General features: G+C 65.1%; 16 protein-coding genes. 13 read left to right on the top strand and 3 right to left on the bottom strand.

Annotation, left to right across the window (positions count from 1 at the left end; all coding sequences use genetic code 11):
- Positions 1–55: 55 nt before the first annotated feature.
- Together GGD66_RS13540 and GGD66_RS13535 are read left to right on the top strand one after the other, a co-directional pair.
- Complete coding sequence (locus tag GGD66_RS13540) at positions 56–820, top strand: serine acetyltransferase (protein ID WP_183258024.1); 765 nt, start codon at positions 56–58, stop codon at positions 818–820.
- A gap of 128 nt (positions 821–948) precedes the next feature.
- Entirely contained in the window at positions 949–1,206 is a 258-nt protein-coding gene (locus tag GGD66_RS13535) for a hypothetical protein (protein ID WP_018317768.1), read from the top strand.
- A gap of 112 nt (positions 1,207–1,318) precedes the next feature.
- Here the strand turns inward: GGD66_RS13535 and GGD66_RS13530 are convergent, their stop codons facing one another.
- A complete protein-coding gene (locus GGD66_RS13530) occupies positions 1,319–1,837 on the bottom strand; it encodes a DUF2231 domain-containing protein (protein WP_183258023.1) in 519 nt (172 codons plus the stop codon).
- Between the two features lie 412 nt (positions 1,838–2,249).
- Between GGD66_RS13530 and tolQ the strand changes: the two genes are divergently transcribed.
- The 11 genes from tolQ to GGD66_RS13475 all read left to right on the top strand — a co-directional run bounded on the left by tolQ (position 2,250) and on the right by GGD66_RS13475 (position 16,307).
- A complete protein-coding gene (gene tolQ, locus GGD66_RS13525) occupies positions 2,250–2,966 on the top strand; it encodes a protein TolQ (RefSeq protein ID WP_018317771.1) in 717 nt (238 codons plus the stop codon).
- A 43-nt stretch (positions 2,967–3,009) separates the two neighbouring features.
- The gene (gene tolR, locus GGD66_RS13520) at positions 3,010–3,459 is read left to right on the top strand and encodes a protein TolR (RefSeq protein ID WP_092254686.1); all 450 of its coding nucleotides are present in this window, start codon (positions 3,010–3,012) and stop codon (positions 3,457–3,459) included.
- A 4-nt stretch (positions 3,460–3,463) separates the two neighbouring features.
- Positions 3,464–4,423: a protein TolA gene (locus GGD66_RS13515; RefSeq protein ID WP_183258022.1), complete on the top strand. Its 960-nt coding sequence runs from the start codon at positions 3,464–3,466 to the stop codon at positions 4,421–4,423.
- A 41-nt stretch (positions 4,424–4,464) separates the two neighbouring features.
- A complete protein-coding gene (gene tolB, locus GGD66_RS13510; protein ID WP_177237051.1) occupies positions 4,465–5,811 on the top strand; it encodes a Tol-Pal system beta propeller repeat protein TolB in 1,347 nt (448 codons plus the stop codon).
- 253 nt (positions 5,812–6,064) lie between these two features.
- Positions 6,065–8,395 (top strand): bifunctional diguanylate cyclase/phosphodiesterase, encoded by a 2,331-nt coding sequence (locus GGD66_RS13505; protein ID WP_018317775.1) that lies wholly within the window; start codon positions 6,065–6,067, stop codon positions 8,393–8,395.
- Between the two features lie 190 nt (positions 8,396–8,585).
- The gene (locus GGD66_RS13500) at positions 8,586–9,311 is read left to right on the top strand and encodes an N-acyl amino acid synthase FeeM domain-containing protein (protein ID WP_018317776.1); all 726 of its coding nucleotides are present in this window, start codon (positions 8,586–8,588) and stop codon (positions 9,309–9,311) included.
- 317 nt (positions 9,312–9,628) lie between these two features.
- Positions 9,629–10,117 carry a peptidoglycan-associated lipoprotein Pal gene (gene pal / locus GGD66_RS13495; RefSeq protein WP_018317777.1) on the top strand — a complete coding sequence of 163 codons (489 nt, stop codon included), beginning with the start codon at positions 9,629–9,631 and terminating at the stop codon, positions 10,115–10,117.
- Positions 10,118–10,318: 201 nt separating this feature from the next.
- Positions 10,319–11,365, top strand: coding sequence for a tol-pal system protein YbgF (gene ybgF / locus GGD66_RS13490; RefSeq protein WP_183258021.1), 1,047 nt, complete (start codon positions 10,319–10,321; stop codon positions 11,363–11,365).
- A 77-nt stretch (positions 11,366–11,442) separates the two neighbouring features.
- Entirely contained in the window at positions 11,443–12,501 is a 1,059-nt protein-coding gene (gene tilS / locus GGD66_RS13485) for a tRNA lysidine(34) synthetase TilS (RefSeq protein WP_183258020.1), read from the top strand.
- 264 nt (positions 12,502–12,765) lie between these two features.
- The gene (ftsH, locus tag GGD66_RS13480) at positions 12,766–14,691 is read left to right on the top strand and encodes an ATP-dependent zinc metalloprotease FtsH (protein ID WP_018317780.1); all 1,926 of its coding nucleotides are present in this window, start codon (positions 12,766–12,768) and stop codon (positions 14,689–14,691) included.
- 170 nt (positions 14,692–14,861) lie between these two features.
- A complete protein-coding gene (locus GGD66_RS13475) occupies positions 14,862–16,307 on the top strand; it encodes a hypothetical protein (protein ID WP_183258019.1) in 1,446 nt (481 codons plus the stop codon).
- A 2-nt stretch (positions 16,308–16,309) separates the two neighbouring features.
- On the opposite strand, the gene GGD66_RS13470 is transcribed toward GGD66_RS13475, so the two are convergent.
- Both GGD66_RS13470 and GGD66_RS13465 read right to left on the bottom strand, forming a co-directional pair.
- The gene (locus GGD66_RS13470) at positions 16,310–16,993 is read right to left on the bottom strand and encodes a class I SAM-dependent methyltransferase (protein WP_210321551.1); all 684 of its coding nucleotides are present in this window, start codon (positions 16,991–16,993) and stop codon (positions 16,310–16,312) included.
- An 8-nt stretch (positions 16,994–17,001) separates the two neighbouring features.
- A complete protein-coding gene (locus tag GGD66_RS13465; RefSeq protein ID WP_091956434.1) occupies positions 17,002–17,997 on the bottom strand; it encodes a glycosyltransferase family 2 protein in 996 nt (331 codons plus the stop codon).
- Positions 17,998–18,020: the final 23 nt, after the last annotated feature.

The following is an 18,020-nucleotide window of genomic DNA, read 5'->3' as shown; positions in this document are numbered from 1 at the left end:
CCGCAGCCTATATTCGACACGTGAAGGAAGCACCAAAGCACCGGAGGCGGCCTTGATGGCAGCTGCGACCGCAACGAATGATCGCCTCTGGCAGAATATACGCGCGGAGGCGCAGCGTGCGTGCGCATCCGATCCCGTCTTCGGCAAGTCGCTTGCCGATGCGGTGCTGGCGCATGATAGTTTTGCCGCGGCTCTGGCCGATCTGATCGGGCGCAGGCTTGGCGGCAACGCCGCCGAACAGGCACGCTTCACGGCCTTTTCTATCGACGCCTTTCGTGGCGCGCCGGAATTGATCGAAGCGGCCGGCCGCGACTTGCAGGCGATCGTGCTCCGCGATCCCGCCGTCGCCGGCCTGTTGCCGCCGCTGCTGCATTTCAAGGGCTATTTGACGCTCCAAGCCTGGCGCGTCTCGCACCGGCTCTGGCGTCATGACCAGCGCGACGCGGCGCTGCTGTTTCAGAACGAGGCGTCAAACGTCCTGCAGGTCAGCATTCATCCGGCAGCCAGCATCGGCTCGTCCGTGTATCTCGACCACGCCACGGGAATCGTGATCGGCGCCAATGTGGTGATCGGCGACGAGGTCACCATCCTTCAGAACGTCAGCATCGGGCGCCATGGCGACTTGCCGATGCGCTCGCCTCGCATCGGCCGCGGCGTCTTCATCGGCTCCGGCGCGACCATCCTCGGCGACATCGAGGTCGGCGATTTCGCCAAGATCGGCGCCGGGACGGTCGTGATCAGTGACGTGCCCGCCGGCTGCACGGCAATCGGCAATCCCGCGCGTCTGACCAACTGTCCCGAACCCGCTTCCGCGGCCTGACGCTCACCGAGAGCGCGACGTTCTAATCCCTGCGCCCGCGCAAAAAGACAGGCGCCTTAGAACCGAATCGCGATGAGGCCCGACCAAGCCCCGACGGCGCCTTTTCGCCTGCGCCGACGGGTACGACCATGACCACTATTGTATGTAAGGAGACCAGGCAGCGCATCGCGCTGCTTGCGCGTGCCTCGGACCTGTTCGAACGGTTCGGATGCTTGCTGCCGGTCGCGATCGCGTTCCTCAATGGTTGGCCGACCGAGGTCAAGACCTATCAGGAGTTCGTGGAAAGCGGTGCGTGGCACGTCTTTCTCAGCGGCGCCCTCTATCAGCTTGCCGCCTTCGCGCTTGGGCGCGCTGTTTCGTTTGCGGAAGCGGGGCTGGACCCATGATCCTGCTCCGCGACTTTGCGCTCTTTGTTCTGCCTGTGCTGATCGCGGCAGGCGGCTGGCTCTATGTGCTCAGCCTGCGCCGGCGAGCTCGCCCGTAACGCGATCGCTGGTTTCAGGCGGCGCGACGATGGCTCTCGCCGCCATGCTGGGGCGTGACCGGCTCCGAGCTGGTCTGGCCCGGCGCATCCAGCACCGCGACGTGATGACGGTAGACCATCTCCCAGCCCTTCCATCCCGTGAACAGGAGGATGCCGACCACGATCAGGGAGAGCACCACGCCCCACGGCTTGATCGCAGCTTCGGCGCCTTGGGCGTAGCGCAGGTAGAAATTGATCAGGGCCAGCACGACCGCCCCGAGATTGCCGACCATGTGGTACCAGGCATCGTTGAGGCGGCGGATGCGGGGCTCGCTGAAGAAGTCCGTAAAGCCGGCCACGGCCGCGACGAGCGCCATGACGATGCCAGCCCCGATCAGCCACATCGCGGCTCTGGCCCAGAAATTGTCGCCGGTTCCGATGAAGGCGAGATCGACGATGGGCGCGCCGACCAGACATGCGACCGGGAACGGGATGAGCATGGGGTGGAGCGGGTGATCGCCGATCGCGGCGGTCGTCTTGGGGTTGATGGTCATGGTAGGACCTCGCGGAAAGTGATTTTTGGGACAATTTTTCGGGCGAGGGCTGGTTCCTCCGGACCAGGTGTCCGGACCCAAGCCGATCCAACTGCCTGCGCGGCCTACCTTTCCGGCAGCCAAATTTGCCTGCGGTAACCTCGCATTAACCAACGCCGGGCTCTGGTAAGGGCGGACAGTCGCGCCCAAAGCCCGAAGCCGAGACCCGTCAAGGCCCGGGGCCAAAGGCCCATAGTTTTGACATCTTGGCAGGGAATGCAGACGGCCGGCTTTGGACGAGCCCCTGCACCCAGAAAGACAAGGCTTTGAGCGGGCTTGCCGGCCGCGCCGGTTCTAGCGCGGCCATTGGGGAACCGGCAGCCATTTGCTGGCCGGCACATCGGGTAACGATCGCCTTGAGAGGATACTGCTTATGAATCCGGCCGACGTGGCTCAGTCAGCCCTTCCGGTTGCCGCTTCCGCGGACGTGTCGCTGATCGCGCTGTTCTGGCAGGCTCACTGGATCGTGAAAGCGGTGATGCTGGGACTTCTGTCCTGCTCGGTCTGGGTCTGGGCGATCGCCATCGACAAGATCTTCCTGTTTGCCCGTACCCGCCGCTCGATGGACCGTTTCGAGCAGGCCTTCTGGTCCGGCGAATCGATCGAGGAGCTCTATCGCACCCTCTCGGCCAAGCCGACGCATTCGATGGCGGCGTGTTTCGTCGCCGCGATGCGCGAGTGGAAGCGCTCGTTCGAGAACCAGGCCCGCTCGGTCGCGGGCCTGCAGATGCGCATCGACAAGGTCATGAACGTCTCGATCGCGCGCGAAGTCGAACGGCTGGAACGCCGGCTGCTGGTGCTCGCGACCGTCGGATCCGCCGGCCCCTTCGTCGGCCTGTTCGGCACGGTCTGGGGCATCATGTCGAGCTTCCAGTCGATCGCGGCGTCGAAAAATACCTCTCTGGCGGTGGTGGCGCCGGGCATCGCAGAGGCGCTGTTTGCGACCGCGGTCGGCCTTATCGCCGCCATTCCTGCCACTATTTTCTACAATAAGTTCACCTCCGAGGTGAACCGGCAGGCCCAGCGGCTCGAGGGCTTCGCTGATGAATTTTCCGCCATCCTGTCGCGTCAGATCGACGAGCGGGGCTGACGGACGGCATGTATAGTGTGAAGGGTAATTTGGGCACGCGATCATGGCGATGAACGTTGCGAGTTCGTCCGGAGGCGGCGGGCGCCGTGGCCGGCGCAAGCCCGTCGTGGCCGAGATCAACGTCACGCCGATGGTCGACGTGATGCTGGTGCTGCTCATCATCTTCATGGTGTCGGCGCCGATGCTGACGGTCGGCGTGCCGCTCGACCTGCCGCAGACCCAGGCCAAGAGCCTCGAAAACAACGACCAGAAGCCGATCCAGATGTCGGTCGACATCAAGGGCAAGGTGTTCATCAACGATGCCGAGATCGCGATCAACGAGCTGGTGCCGAAGCTGAAGGCGATCACGGATGCGCGCGGCGGGCTCGAGGAGCGCATCTATCTGCGCGCCGACAAGAAGGCGGATTACGGCACGGTGGCCAGGGTGATGGGCCTGTTGTCCGGCGCCGGATTCAAGAAGCTCGCCCTCGTCACGGAAGCGGATCAGGGATAGGCCGGTGAAGGTGAACGTCGACAAGACACTCGTTGCGTCGATTGCCCTGCATGTCCTCGTGCTGGGATGGGGCCTCGTCACCTTTAGCAGCAAGGCCTACGTCGCGCCGGAAGAGTCACTCCCGATCGACATCATCTCCACCGATCAGCTCGCGAAGATGATGGCCGGGCAGAAGACCGGCAAGAAGGAAGAGCTCAAGCCCAAGGTCGAGAAGATCGCCGAGCCCAAGCCGGAGGAAGACGCCGTCGGCAAGGTCACCGAGAAGAAAGAGCTGATCAAGACCAATTCGCAGCCAGAGCCGCCGCCGAAGCCGGTCGAGAAGCCGGTGGAGAAGAAGCCCGAGCCGCCGAAGCCCGTCGCCGAGGCGAAGCCGAAGGAAGAGCCGAAGCCGCAGGAAAAGAAGCCTGATCCGGCCAAGGAAGATCCGATCGCCGAGCTGCAGAAGAAGCTGGAGACCAAGAAGCCGCCGCCCAAGCCCGTGGAGCAGAAGGTTGCGGCGGTGCAGCCGCAGCAGCAGCCGAAGCCCAAGGAGCGCAGCTTCGATCCCGCGCAGATCCAGCGCGACCTCGACAAGCGTGCCGCGACCCGGCACGAGATCACGGGAACGGCGCTGAACGCGTCGGCCTCGCTGGGATTGGCGACCGGGACTGCTGCCAACAACGTTGCGACATGGCGCGGTGCGTTCCAGGGCGCGGTCAAGCGCTGCTTCACGCCGACCTATAACGGGCAGGATGCCGACCAGTACGAAGCCGACATCGACATTCCCATGAAGATCGACGGATCGCTGGCGTCCGAGCCCATCGTGGTCGCAGTGAGGGGACCGTCGCGGTCGATCGCCCAGGCGGTGGCGGAGAGCGCCAAGCGCGCCATCGTGCAGTGCCAGGTCTACTCGTTCATGCCGAAGCAGCAGTACGAGAGCTGGAAGCTCATTCCGATGACTTTCGGCCTGAAAGATATGTTGTGACATCCGAACAAAAGAATTTTGCAATGAATGACGTCCGATCGATGAACCGCCGCCGCTTCATGACCCTGACCGGATCGACGCTCGCGATGCTCGGGGGCGGACGTGCCTTCGCTCAAGGCCAGGACGGCCGCATCCGCATCGACCCCAATGCATTTCAGCCGATCCCGATTGCGATCACCGGCTTCGTGCCGGGCTCGCCGTCCGACGGCGACGTCGGCAACGGCGTCACGCAGGTCATCACCAACAATCTCAAGCGTTCGGGCCTGTTCGCGCCGATCGACCAGGCCGCCTTCATCGAGCGCATCAGCAACATCGACGTCGCGCCGCAATTCCAGAACTGGAAGACGCTCAACGCGCAAGCCCTCGTCACCGGCCGCATGACGCGGCAGTCAGACGGACGGCTGAAGGCCGAATTCCGTTTGTGGGACGTGGTCTCCGGCCAGCAGCTTGCCGGGCAGCAATATTTCACCTCGCCGGAATATTGGCGCCGCATCGCCCACATCATCTCCGACCAGATCTACGAGCGGATGACCGGCGAGAAGGGCTATTTCGACAGCCGCGTGGTATTCGTGGACGAAAGCGGTCCGAAGGAGCGCCGCGTCAAGCGGCTCGCGATGATGGACCAGGACGGTGCCAATGTGCGCTACCTGACCCGCGGCTCCGACCTCGTGCTGACGCCGCGCTTCTCGCCGAACTCGCAAGAGATCACCTATATGGAGTTCGGCCAGGGCGATCCGAAGGTCTATCTGTTCAACATCGAGACCGGCCAGCGCGAGATCGTCGGCAACTTCCCGGGCATGACCTTTGCGCCGCGCTTCTCGCCGGACGGCCAGCGCGTCATCATGAGCTTGCAGCAGGGCGGCAATTCCAATTTGTTCGTGATGGATCTGCGCTCGCGCTCGACCACGCGCCTCACCGACACGCCGGCGATCGACACGTCTCCGTCTTACTCGCCGGATGGCACCCGCATCTGCTTCGAGTCCGATCGCGGGGGCAGGTCGCAGATCTACGTGATGGCGGCGGGCGGAGGACAGGCGCAGCGCATCTCCTTCTCCAAGGACGATACCAACGCCAGCTACTCGACCCCGGTGTGGTCGCCGAAGGGCGATTACATCGCCTTCACCAGGCAGGGCGGTGGACAGTTCTCGATCGGCGTCATGAAGCCGGACGGCTCCGGCGAGCGGCTGCTCACCTCCGGCTTCCACAACGAAGGGCCGACCTTCTCGCCGAACGGCCGGGTGCTGATGTTCTTCCGCGATCCCGGCGGCAGTGGCGGGCCGTCGCTGTACAGCGTCGACATCTCTGGCCGCAACGAGCTCAAGGTGCCGACGCCGGGCTTCGCCTCCGACCCCGCATGGTCGCCGCTGCTGTCCTCGACGGCGGGCTGACAAGAGAACGCTAAAACATCGCGCGTTCAGACGCGCGATGTTGTCGAAAAAACGCGCCGATTTTTTCGACTTCTCGGCGCCAAGCAAGCTTTCCTTCACCTTGTGCCCGGCAAGGCTTGCCTAGTTGCTTGATATTTAAGTGGAAATCGGTTCGCTGATACCGAAAAACAACTCGACTTTAACGATGTTCCCTCAGAAAGACTTCATCTGGGCTGGGTAAGACTACGCGCCAAACAGGACGCGTAACAAGCCAATGCAACTGGCCGACCAGAAGCAGAGTGATCGAGACGAGCTGGAGCCGATACTCTACGCCGCTCTCATCAACTCCATGGTGCAGAATTTCTGGGCGATCTTCTTCGGCTCGGCCTCCGCGGCCGTGGCCGCGGTGATGACTGCGTTGAAGACGGGCGATGTCTGGCTGTGGCCGCTCGCGTTTCTGCTGATCGCTATCGGCACCGCGCGCGCGTTCCAGATGCGCGGATATGAAAACCGCACCCAGGTGCTGTCATTCGAAGAGGCCAAGCACCTGGAGCCGCGTTACTGGATCGGCGCGCTGAGTTATGCGGCGGTGCTCGGTGTGTGGGCCTTCGTCGTCATCTACAACAACAACGATCCGGTCGCCGACATGCTCTGTGTGGCCATCGGCATCGGCTACACCGCGGGCGGCGCCGCCCGCAATTACGGGCAGCCCCGGGTGATCCAGTGGCACGTCGCACTGGCCTGCGGTCCGATGTCGCTCGCCCTGCTGCTGCACGGCGGCTTCTACCACATCGGTCTTGCCATCCTGCTGGTGTTCTTCTTCATCGGACTGAAGAACATCAACCTCAGCCTGCATGCGATCTTCGTCAAGGCGCTGACCTCGAGCTTCCGCGAATCCGCGCTGGCGAGCCAGTTCGACACCGCGCTCAACAACATGCCGCATGGCCTGTGCATGTTCCGCGCCGACGGCCGCCTTGCGGTGATGAACCATCGTTTCGGCGAGCTGATGGCCTTGCCCGAGGACCTCGTCAAGCGCGGCGCCACTGCCGCCGATATCGCGGCGGCCTGCGTTTCCGCCGGGTCGATCTCGGCGGAGAGCGGCGATCAGATCCTGGCCGAGATCGAGCATGCGCGGATCTGCGAGATCGTCACCGCGGATCCGGATTCCTCGCGCGGCCGCACCCTGGCCTGGACGTTCCAGCCGATGACCGGCGGCGGCACGGTGCTGCTGCTGGAAGACATCACCGAACGCACCAATGCGGAAGCCCGCATCAGCCATCTCGCCCGTTATGACGAGCTCACCGCGCTGCCCAATCGTGTCAGCTTCCACGACGAGATCGAGCGGCTGCTGAAGAATTCGCATCATGCCGAGCGGCTGTCCGCGCTGCTGTTCGTCGACCTCGACCAGTTCAAGCAGGTCAACGACACGCTCGGTCATCCCTGCGGCGACCAGCTGCTGTGCGCCGTCGCCAACCGTCTGCGCGAGATGCTGCGCCCCGAAGATTTCGTCGCCCGTTTCGGCGGCGACGAATTCGTCGTGTTCCAGCAGAACATCTCCTCGCCCGAGGACGCCGCCGCGCTGGCCCGCCGCATCGTTGAGCGGCTGAGCGAGCGCTACCGCATCGACAATCATTTGGTCGAGATCGGCGCCAGCGTCGGCATCGCGCTGACCTCGCCGGGCGATGCCAGTGCCGATACGCTGCTCAAGAATGCCGACATGGCGCTGTACCGCGCCAAGGCCGACGGCCGCGGCACCTTCTGCTTCTTCCGCGACGAGATGGCGGCGACCGTCGAGGCCCGCCGCATCCTCGAGCTCGACCTGCGCAAGGCGCTCGCCAACGAGGAATTCGAGCTGTTCTACCAGCCGCTGGTCAATCTGAAGTCCGGCAAGATCACCACCTGCGAGGCGCTGCTGCGCTGGAATCATCCGGTGCGCGGCACAGTCTCGCCGATCGACATCATCCCGGTCGCCGAGGACATGGGCCTGATCGTCGATCTCGGCCGCTGGATCCTGCGCCGCGCCTGCATGGAATGCATGAAGTGGCCGGAGGGCGTCAGCGTCGCCGTCAACTTCTCGCCGCAGCAATTCCACCAGCGCGACGTGCTGAGCGAAATCCGTTACGCACTGGAGGTGTCGGGCCTGCCGGCGCATCGGCTGGAGATCGAGATCACCGAGTCCTCCCTGCTGCGCAACACCCAGCTGACCCACGACATCCTGTCGCAATTGCATGCGCTCGGCGTGCGCATTTCGCTCGACGATTTCGGCACCGGCTATTCCAGCCTCAGCTATCTGCACAATTTCCCGATGCAGAAGGTGAAGATCGACCGATCCTTCCTCGAAGGCATCGACACCGACCGCCCGCTGACGCTGCTGCGCGGCGTGGCGCGGCTGTCCGCCGATCTCGGCATGGCCGTCGTGGTCGAAGGCATCGAGACCAATGAGCAGCTCGATCTGATCAGCGCCGACGGCACCGTCTCCGAGGCGCAAGGCTATCTGTTCAGCCGTCCGGTGCCCGCCGTGCGGATGCGCCAGCTGCTCAACGCCTCGCATGGACGGCGCGGCGAAGGCCAGCTCCACGTCGCCAGCTCGCGCTCCTTCGCTTAAGTCCGTTTCTCAAAACGTCCCAACATTTCAGGCTGTTGCAGGGTACCGTAGTGCTACGGTGGTTAACCCTAACCGTTCGATTGCTTTGCATACTTGTTAAGAAGGTGTTAATAAATCATGGCGCGCGCGCAAGTTGTCTTGCGGGAATTGCCTTTGCATGTCGCGACGTGAGTGTGGGTAAGGAGTTGGAATGCAGTCCTCAGCCAGATCTGTCATTTCGGCTGTTGGACGGGGAGCGGAGCTTCTGACCGACGTCGATTATCATCTTGCGGAAACCGTCGCGGAGAAGGAGGAGATCTACAATCTCCGCTACCGCGCCTATCTGCGGGAGGGCGCGGTCAAGCCCTCCGCCGATGCGCGGGTGACCGACCGCTACGACGAGCTGCCGAACGCGTGGACCTTCGGCGTCTATCTCCATGGCGAGCTCTGCAGCTCGGTGCGCATCAGCGTGCTGACATCGGAATGGCGCGAGTCCACCTCGGCCGATGTCTTCCCGGACATCCTGCTGCCGCGGCTCGACCGCGGCGAGGTCATGATCGACCCGACCCGCTTCGTCGCCGATCCCGACCAGGTCAAGCGGGTTCCGGAATTGCCCTATCTGACGACGCGTCTCGCTTACATGGCCTGCGAGCATTTCAATGCCGATCTCGGTCTCGCCATCGTGCGTCCCGAGCATCAGGCTTTCTACCGGCGGGTGTTCCTGCACGAGACCATCGCCGAGCCCCGCCTGGTTCCCGGCCTCACCAAGCCGTTCGGACTGATGGCCGCGGACTTCCCGACCTTCCGCAAGAAGGTGTTCGAACGTTATCCGATCATGCGGTCGACCGCGTTCGAGCGGCGGATGCTGTTCGGGCGCGGCGGCCAGCGCCAGGTGCCGCAGCGACCGGTGCTCGTGGCGGACGCCGCGCACGCCTAAAGTCGGCGGTGGCGCGGATGCGGCGCCAGGTTTGAGCCTGGGCTCGGCCTTTTGCCCGTCACCCCTTACCCGTCGCGCGTCGCCACGCATCACTTGGCCCAAAATTCAGGCGAAAGCCGGCGTTTTTGCCGGCCGGTGCGACTTGCCTTCACCCTCGCGCCACATTTACAACCCATTAACCATGACGGGTGCTTTTCGCTGGTTGGGGGCATTTGATCGGCTGAGGCAAGGTTCCGTCAAGGTTGACGGAACGTTCGCTTAACCAACCCCCTGTAGACCGGACAGCAGTGGACTAACGTGAGCGTGGAGGCTCCGGAATGAAACATCCTATGCGTATCCTCCAGGGATTGAAGCTGGTCGCGGTGCTCGCCGTCGCGCTGTCGATGGGCGCCTGCGCCAACAAGAATGCTGCGACGGATGCGATGGCCAATGCGGCAACGCCTGGCAGTCAGCAGGATTTCGTCGTCAACGTGGGTGACCGCGTGTTCTTCGAAAGCGACCAGACCGATCTGACCCCGCAGGCGATCGTGACCCTGGAGAAGCAGGCGCAGTGGCTGCAGACCTATCCGCGCTACAGCTTCACCGTCGAAGGCCACGCCGACGAGCGTGGCACCCGCGAATACAACATCGCGCTCGGCGCCCGCCGTGCCCAGTCGGTGCGTTCGTTCCTCGCCTCGCGCGGCATCGATCCGAACCGCATGCGCACGATCTCCTACGGCAAGGAGCGGCCGGTCGCCGTCTGTAACGACATCTCCTGCTGGTCGCAGAACCGTCGTGCCGTCACCGTGCTGAACGCGAGCTCCTGACGCCGAGATACTGACACTCAGTCAGGCGCCGTTCATCTTCCAAGACCGATTATGCCGGCGCCCTCTGGGGCGCCGGTTTCGTTTCAGCAATCCGTGACAGAATCCCCGTGGTGCCAGACACATTTTTGGCGTACTCCCCTTCAATGTGTGGCGCGTCGCATGTTCCGTCGCAGGCCATTTCGCTTTCGTCGTCAGGGCAAGATGTCATCCAGATTTAAGGTCTTTACAGGCGCCGTGGCCATCGCCGCGCTGCTCCCCTTGTGCACGCCCGCCTTCGCCCAGACCGATGATGATCCCGAGATGCGGATCGAGCGGCTGGAGAACCAGCTGCGCCAGCTCACCGGCCAGAACGAAGAGCTGCAATACCGCAACCGCCAGCTCGAAGAGCGGCTGCGGGCGCTCGAGGGCGGCGCCCAGGGCGCGCCCGGACAGGCGCCCAACGTCGCGGCGATGCCGCCCGCCCAGGTCGGACCAGGTCAGGTCGCGCCCGGCTATCGCCAGCAGCCGCAGCAGCAGGCCGTGCAGCCGAATTACGAGCAACCGCAGAGCGCCGCTCCGGCGCCGATCATTCAGGAGCAGCCGGCGCCCGGCGCTCCTGGTACGCGTCGCCGCGGCGATGCCTTCGATCCGAGCCAGAACCCGAACGCGCCCGGTGCGCCGCGCGCGCTCGGCGGCGGCCCGCAGCCGATGCCGTCGGGAGCACCAGGCGGCCGCGGCGCCGGCGAGCCGCTCGATCTCGCCAACACCGGCCCCCGTTATCAGCAGCAGGCCGCTCCCCCGGCCGCGCAGCCCGGCTATCCGCCGGCCCAATCCGGCTATCCGCCGCCGGCTGGCGGCGCCGGCCTGACCACCCTGCCGCCCTCGGCGACGCCGCGCGACGAGTTCGACCTCGGCATCGGCTACATGCAGCGCAAGGACTACGCGCTCGCCGAGCAGACCATGAAGAACTTCACGCAGAAATATCCGAGCGACCCGCTGCTCGGGGACGCGCAATACTGGCTCGGCGAGAGCTACTTCCAGCGCCAGCAATATCGGGACTCCGCGGAAGCCTTCCTCGCCGTCACCACCAAATATGAAAAATCGGCCAAGGCTCCGGATGCGCTGCTGCGGCTCGGCCAGTCGCTCGCCGCGCTGAAGGAGAAGGAGGCCGCCTGCGCCGCCTTCGGCGAGGTCGGCCGCAAATATCCGCGCGCCTCCGCCGGCGTCAAAGCCGCGGTCGACCGCGAGCAGAAACGGGTGAAGTGCTGACGTCGGGGTCCTGACAATGCGGATGGTGCTGCGCTAGACATCGTAACCATCCGCCTGCGGCAGTCAGGGCCCGCGTCATGTCAGACGATGACAATTCTCCGATCTCGGCACGCGAGGCGAGGCGGCTCTTCGCCGGCCTGAAGCGCGCGCCGGCGCTGGTGCTCGCCGTGTCGGGCGGGCCGGACTCGGTCGCGCTGATGTGGCTTGCGGCGCGCTGGCAGCGCAGCCTTGCGCGCGGCCCGCGTCTCACCGTCGTCACGATCGATCACGGCCTGCGGCGAGAGGCGGCGCGTGAGGCGCGCGAGGTCAAGCGGCTCGCCACTGAGCTCGGATTGCCGCACCGGACCCTGCGCTGGCGCGGCGCAAAGCCGAAGACCGGACTGCCGGCGGCGGCGCGCGAGGCGCGCTACCGCCTGCTCGCGCAGGCCGCGCGTGCCGTCGGCGCGAGCCATGTGCTGACCGCTCACACCCGCGACGACCAGGCCGAGACCCTCTTGATGCGCCTGTTGCGCGGCAGCGGACTTGCCGGGCTGTCGGCAATGGCCTCCCTCAGCGAGCGCGACGGGATCGTGCTGGCGCGTCCGCTGCTCGAGGTCCCGAAGGCGCAGCTGATCGCGACCTTGAGGCGGGCCAGGATCGGCTTTGCCGATGATCCCACCAACCGCGACACCGCCTTCACCCGGCCGCGGCTGCGCGCGCTGCTGCCGCTGCTTGCGGCCGAGGGTGGCGATGCCCGCACGCTGGTGCGGCTCGCGGCCCGGCTGGCGCGGGCCAATGCGGCGGTCGAGGTGCTGGCCGACGGCGCCGAGCGCTTCCTCCGTTTGCGGGATCGCGGCGATGCGCCGCAGGCTGGCGTTCGAAGCTTCGAGGCCGCCACCTTTGCCGGCCTGCCGGAGGAGGTCCGGCTGCGGCTCCTGCTGCGGGCCATCAACGCGCTCGGGCATGAAGGCCCGGCGGAACTCGGCAAGATTGAATCTCTCCTGGCCGTGCTCGACCAAGCCATCGCCGCAAGCCCTCGCGCAGGCGCAAATGGCCGTCCGGCCATGAGGCAGACCCTTGCGGGAGCCTTGATCAGCCTTGCCGGCGGGCGTATCCACATCGCACCGGCGCCGGCCCGGCGTCGCAAGGGCGGATAGGCGTGGGCGTGGGCGGATCATGACACCGGCCAATTCGGCCCCGCGCCGTCAGGACACCTTAACCAGGCAGGAAAAACCCCGGTCAGGTCGCCATTATTTCAGCGGGAATCGCTCTAAGATGGGATAAATAGTCCCATCTCGTTCCCTTGGCAGCGACCGGGGCGGCACCTAAATTGTATGCGTCTAACGATGAGGATTCCTTGGGGATTTCCTCGTAGAGCCCAAGGATGAGGCCGCGATCCGCGCGACCACGAAGGAAGATCGATGAACGCCAATCTGCGCAATTTCGCCCTCTGGGTCATCATTGTCTTGCTGCTTTTGGCGTTGTTCACGCTCTTCCAGAATCCAGGTCAGCGGGCCTCCTCGCAGGACATCGCCTTCTCGCAGCTCCTGAGCGAGGTTGACCGCGGCAATGTGCGCGACGTCGTGATCCAGGGGCCGGACATTCACGGCACCTTCACCAACGGCTCCAGCTTCCAGACCTATGCGCCCAGCGACCCGACGCTGGTGAAGCGTCTCTATGACAGCAAGGTCCAGATCACCGCGAAGCCGCCGGGCGACAACGTGCCGTGGTTCGTCTCGCTGCTGGTCTCCTGGCTGCCGTTCATCGCCCTGATCGGCGTGTGGATCTTCCTGTCGCGGCAGATGCAGGGCGGCGCCGGCAAGGCGATGGGCTTTGGCAAGTCGCGCGCCAAGATGCTGACCGAAGCGCATGGCCGCGTCACCTTCGAGGACGTCGCCGGCGTCGACGAGGCCAAGCAGGACCTTCAGGAAATCGTCGAATTCCTCCGCGACCCCGGCAAATTCCAGCGCCTCGGCGGCCGCATTCCGCGCGGCGTGCTGCTGGTCGGCCCTCCCGGCACCGGTAAGACGCTGATCGCGCGTGCGGTCGCGGGCGAAGCCAACGTGCCGTTCTTCACCATCTCCGGTTCTGACTTCGTCGAGATGTTCGTCGGCGTCGGCGCGAGCCGCGTCCGCGACATGTTCGAGCAGGCCAAGAAGAACGCGCCCTGCATCATCTTCATCGACGAAATCGACGCGGTCGGTCGTCACCGTGGCGCCGGTCTTGGCGGCGGCAATGATGAGCGCGAGCAGACGCTGAACCAGCTGCTGGTCGAGATGGACGGCTTCGAGGCCAACGAGGGCGTGATCCTGATCGCCGCGACCAACCGTCCCGACGTGCTCGATCCCGCGCTGCTGCGTCCCGGCCGCTTCGACCGCCAGGTCGTGGTGCCCAATCCGGATGTCGTCGGCCGCGAGCAGATCCTCAAGGTTCACGTTCGCAAGGTGCCGCTGGCCCCCGATATCAACCTCAAGACCATCGCGCGCGGCACCCCGGGCTTCTCCGGCGCCGACCTGATGAACCTCGTCAACGAAGCCGCTTTGACCGCCGCCCGCCGCAACAAGCGGATGGTGACGCAGGCCGAGTTCGAAGAGGCCAAGGACAAGGTGATGATGGGCGCCGAGCGCAAGTCGCTCGTCATGACCGAGGAAGAGAAGTTGCTGACGGCCTATCACGAGGGCGGCCACGCCATCGTCGGCCTCAACGTCGTCGCGACCGACCCGATCCACAAGGCGACCATCATTCCGCGCGGCCGTGCGCTCGGCATGGTCATGCAGCTCCCCGAGCGCGACAAGCTGTCGATGTCTCTGGAGCAGATGACCTCGCGGCTCGCGATCATGATGGGCGGCCGTGTCGCCGAAGAGCTGATCTTCGGCCGCGAGAAGGTGACCTCGGGTGCGTCCTCCGACATCGAGCAGGCGACACGCCTGGCCCGTATGATGGTGACGCGCTGGGGCCTGTCCGAGGCGCTCGGCACCGTGTCCTATGGCGAAAACCAGGACGAGGTTTTCCTGGGCATGTCGGTGTCGCGCACCCAGAACGCATCGGAGGCGACGGTCCAGAAGATCGACACCGAGATCCGGCGTTTCGTGGAAGAGGGCTACAACGAAGCGACGCGTATTCTCACCGAGAAGCGCGCCGATCTCGAAGCTCTCGCCAAGGGCCTGCTCGAGTTCGAGACGCTGAGCGGCGACGAGATCGTCGATCTGCTCAAGGGCAAGAAGCCGAACCGCGAGTCCGTGCTCGAGCCGAGCACGCCGCGCGCCTCGGCGGTGCCCCCGGCCGGCAAGTCGCCGCGCCCGCGGCCCGATGCGGATCCCGGCCTGGAGCCGCAGCCGCAGGCGTAATCGCGAGCGACAGATGAGATTGCAAAACGCGGCGGAAACGCCGCGTTTTTTGTTGGCCGGCGGTTCGTGGATGCAGAGCGTCCCCGGCGCGAGCGAGGCGCGCGGCTTCCGGGGCAAACGCGGGAATCACTAAAGAAGAACTTAACGCTTGCGGCCTATTTTGGCCCGCCATGACTGACCAGGTCGTCCACAGCGCGGTTCAACCGTTTTCGGCACGTTCAGCGCTCCCTTGGGCAGTGGGCCTCGGTGTCTATGCCCTGCTGCTGATCGTTGGGCCGTGGCTGCTCGGTGATCCCGACAGCTATTCTCATATCGAGGTCGGGCGTTGGATCATCGCGCATGGCATCCTGCCGGAGAGCGATCCCTTTTCGTTTTCGAAGCATGGCGCGCCCTGGATCACGTTCGAATGGCTCTCGGAAATCGTCTACGCCGGAGCCTACGCATTGTCCGGCTGGCCCGGCGTCGTCGTCGTCGCAGCAGCGGCCATAGCGCTCGCCTTTGGCCTGTTCACCTTCTTCCTGCTGCGCGAGCTCTCGCCGGCGCTGACCCTGCTCATGGTGATCGCGGCCGTCATCCTGCTCGCGCCGCATATGCTGGCGCGGCCACATGTGCTCGTGCTGCCGGTGATGGTGATCTGGGCGGCTGCCCTGGTGCGCTGCATGGATCGCGGCGGGCCTCCGCCATACTGGGCGCTGCCGCTGCTGGTGCTGTGGACCAATCTGCATGGCAGCGTCGTGCTCGCGCTCGGGCTGATCGGTCCGGCGGTGCTCGAGGCGCTGCTGCGTGAGGAGCGAAGCGAATGGCCGCGCGTGCTGCTGCGATGGCTGCCCTTCTCGGCCCTTGCCCTCGCAGCTTCCTGTCTGACGCCGCACGGGCCGGAGCCGCTGCTGATGCCGCTGACGACGCTCGGCCTCGGCTCTGCGCTCGCCTGGATCGGGGAATGGCGGCCGCAGGATTTCAGCCATGTCGGTGGCTTCGAGTTGCTGCTGCTGGCCGGCATCTTTGCGCTCGCGCGCGGCGTGACGCTGCCGGTCGTGCGGGCCCTGGTGGTGATCGGCCTGCTCCATTTCGCACTGGCGCAGGTCCGCAACGCGGATCTGCTGGCCATGCTGGCGCCGCTCTATCTGGCGGCTCCCTTGGGGAGGAAGTTCGGCGGGCGGATCACGGACGATGCGGAGGGCGCGTCGCGCGGCCTGAATCTGGCCGCGTTCGGTGTTCTGATCGCGATGAGCGGGGCGGCGCTGGCGCGCGACATACGGCCGGCTCCCGTCATCACCCCTCAGGCTGCCATCGCTCAAGCCGACCTCGCCAAGGCGGGGCGCGTGCTCAACGACTATTCCTTCGGCGGCTATTTGATCTTTGCCGGCATTCCCACCTTTATCGATGGTCGCGGCGAACTGTATGGCGGGCCGTTCATCGACCGCTACAATCGTGCCCTGGCGCTGGTCGACCTCGCAGATTTTCTCAAGCTGCTCGACGAATACGACATCGGCGCGACGCTGCTCGCGCCGCGGACACCGGCGGTCGCGATGCTCGACCGGCTGCCGCAGTGGCAACGCGTCTACAGCGACGACGTGGCGGTCGTGCACAAGCGGCGGGATACGCCGCAAAGATAAAGTCAGACGGTCCCGAAGGCCGCGTATTGGCCGCCGAGCGACACGCCGCTCAGGGCATCTTCGAGGCGACGCGCCGGTTTGGTGTCCCAGGGGAGCAGCAGGAAATGGCGGGCGCCGATCTCGCGCAAGCCGCCCGCAGCCATCAGCTTTCGGGTTTTGCCGGCACTGAGCAGGACGGCGTCCCGGTCGAACTCACAGCGCGCAACGGCAAGACGTGTCAGCGGGTTGTAGGGATTGTGCTCGATCACGCAGACGAGCCCCCCGGGGCGCACCACCCGCCGCATCTCGGTGATGAAATGCGTCCATTCGGCCGGCACGATATGGTGCATCACGCAGATGGCCGTCACGAGATCGAAGCTGGCGTCCTCGAAGGGAAAACTGCGGCCGTCAAACTCGCGGTAGTCGACCCCGCTATTGGCCGCGCGTGCCTGCGCCAGGCTGGCCGACGAAACGTCGATACCGCTCAAGCGGCCGACCATGCCGTGCAGCAGGGGATGAAGGCTGCCCACGCCGCAGCCGACGTCCAGCATGTCGGGCCTCTCGGTGTTCAGCCGCTGCGCGATCAGATTGCGCAGCAGATCGGCCTTCGCGCGCATGAAGAAATCATGCGGCAAGCCGGAGAAGTCGATCGAGGATTGGACAACGTCACGGTAGTTGGCGTGATAGCCGTCGAAGAGCTCGCTCATGCGCCGGGTCACTCGTTGACGGCGTGGATGGCAGGTGCTGCCGCCGCCTCGTTGCGATCGAAGCCGGCGCGCGTCTGCACCACATAGAGCGGGCGGCGTTTCACCTCGGCATGGATGCGGCCGACATAGAGCCCCACGATGCCGGTCATCAGCATGTTGATTCCGCACAGCAGGGACACGACGACGATCGTCGACGACCAGCCGGTGACGAGATGGCTGTCCTTGCTGAGCCACAGCAGGATCACCCAGCCGCCGTAGAGCAGGGCCAGTCCCGAAACCGTCAAGCCGCACCAGATCGCAAGCCGCAGGGGCAGATCGGAAAAGCCGAGCGCGGCGTTCACCGCGAGCCGCACCATCTTGAACAGCGGGTATTTGGTTTCGCCCGCAGCGCGCTCGAGGCGGTGGAAGGCGACCTCGGCCTGCCGGAAACCGAGCCAGGCGATCATGCCGCGTACAAATCGATCCTGCTCCGGCATCTGCCTGAGTGCGTCGAGCACCTTGCGATCGATCAGGCGGAAGTCGCCGACATCGGCGGGGATGCCGACCGAGGACATCCTGCCGAGAAGCCGGTAGAACAGATGCGCGGTCGCACGCTTGAACCGGCTTTCGCCTTCGCGCGACAGGCGGCGGGCGTGGACGACGTCGTTGCCTTCCTGCCATTTTGCGATCAATTGCTCGATCACTTCGGGCGGATCCTGCAAATCGGCATCCATCACGATGATCGCGTCACCTTCCGCGGCGTCCATGCCGGCGGTGATGGCGACCTGATGGCCGAAATTTCGCGACAGGCCGATATAGCGAAAGCGCGGATCGCGCTTGGCGAGCGCCTGGAGCACGATCGAGCTGGAATCGCTGCTGCCGTCATCGACGAAGATTGCTTCGGCCGGACCGTCGAGCCGGGACAAGACCAGGTCGAGCCGGCGCAGCAGGACTGGCAGCACGGCTTCCTCGTTGAACACGGGGATGACGAGGCTGTAGCGGATCGATCTGGAATTGGCCGCCATGCGAGAGAATCCGGCTGGGTTGC

Source organism: Bradyrhizobium sp. CIR48 (genome assembly GCF_014198315.1).
GTDB lineage: Bacteria > Pseudomonadota > Alphaproteobacteria > Rhizobiales > Xanthobacteraceae > Bradyrhizobium.
The sequence above is the reverse complement of the archived record's forward strand: the minus strand, read 5'-3'. Positions and strand labels throughout refer to the sequence as shown.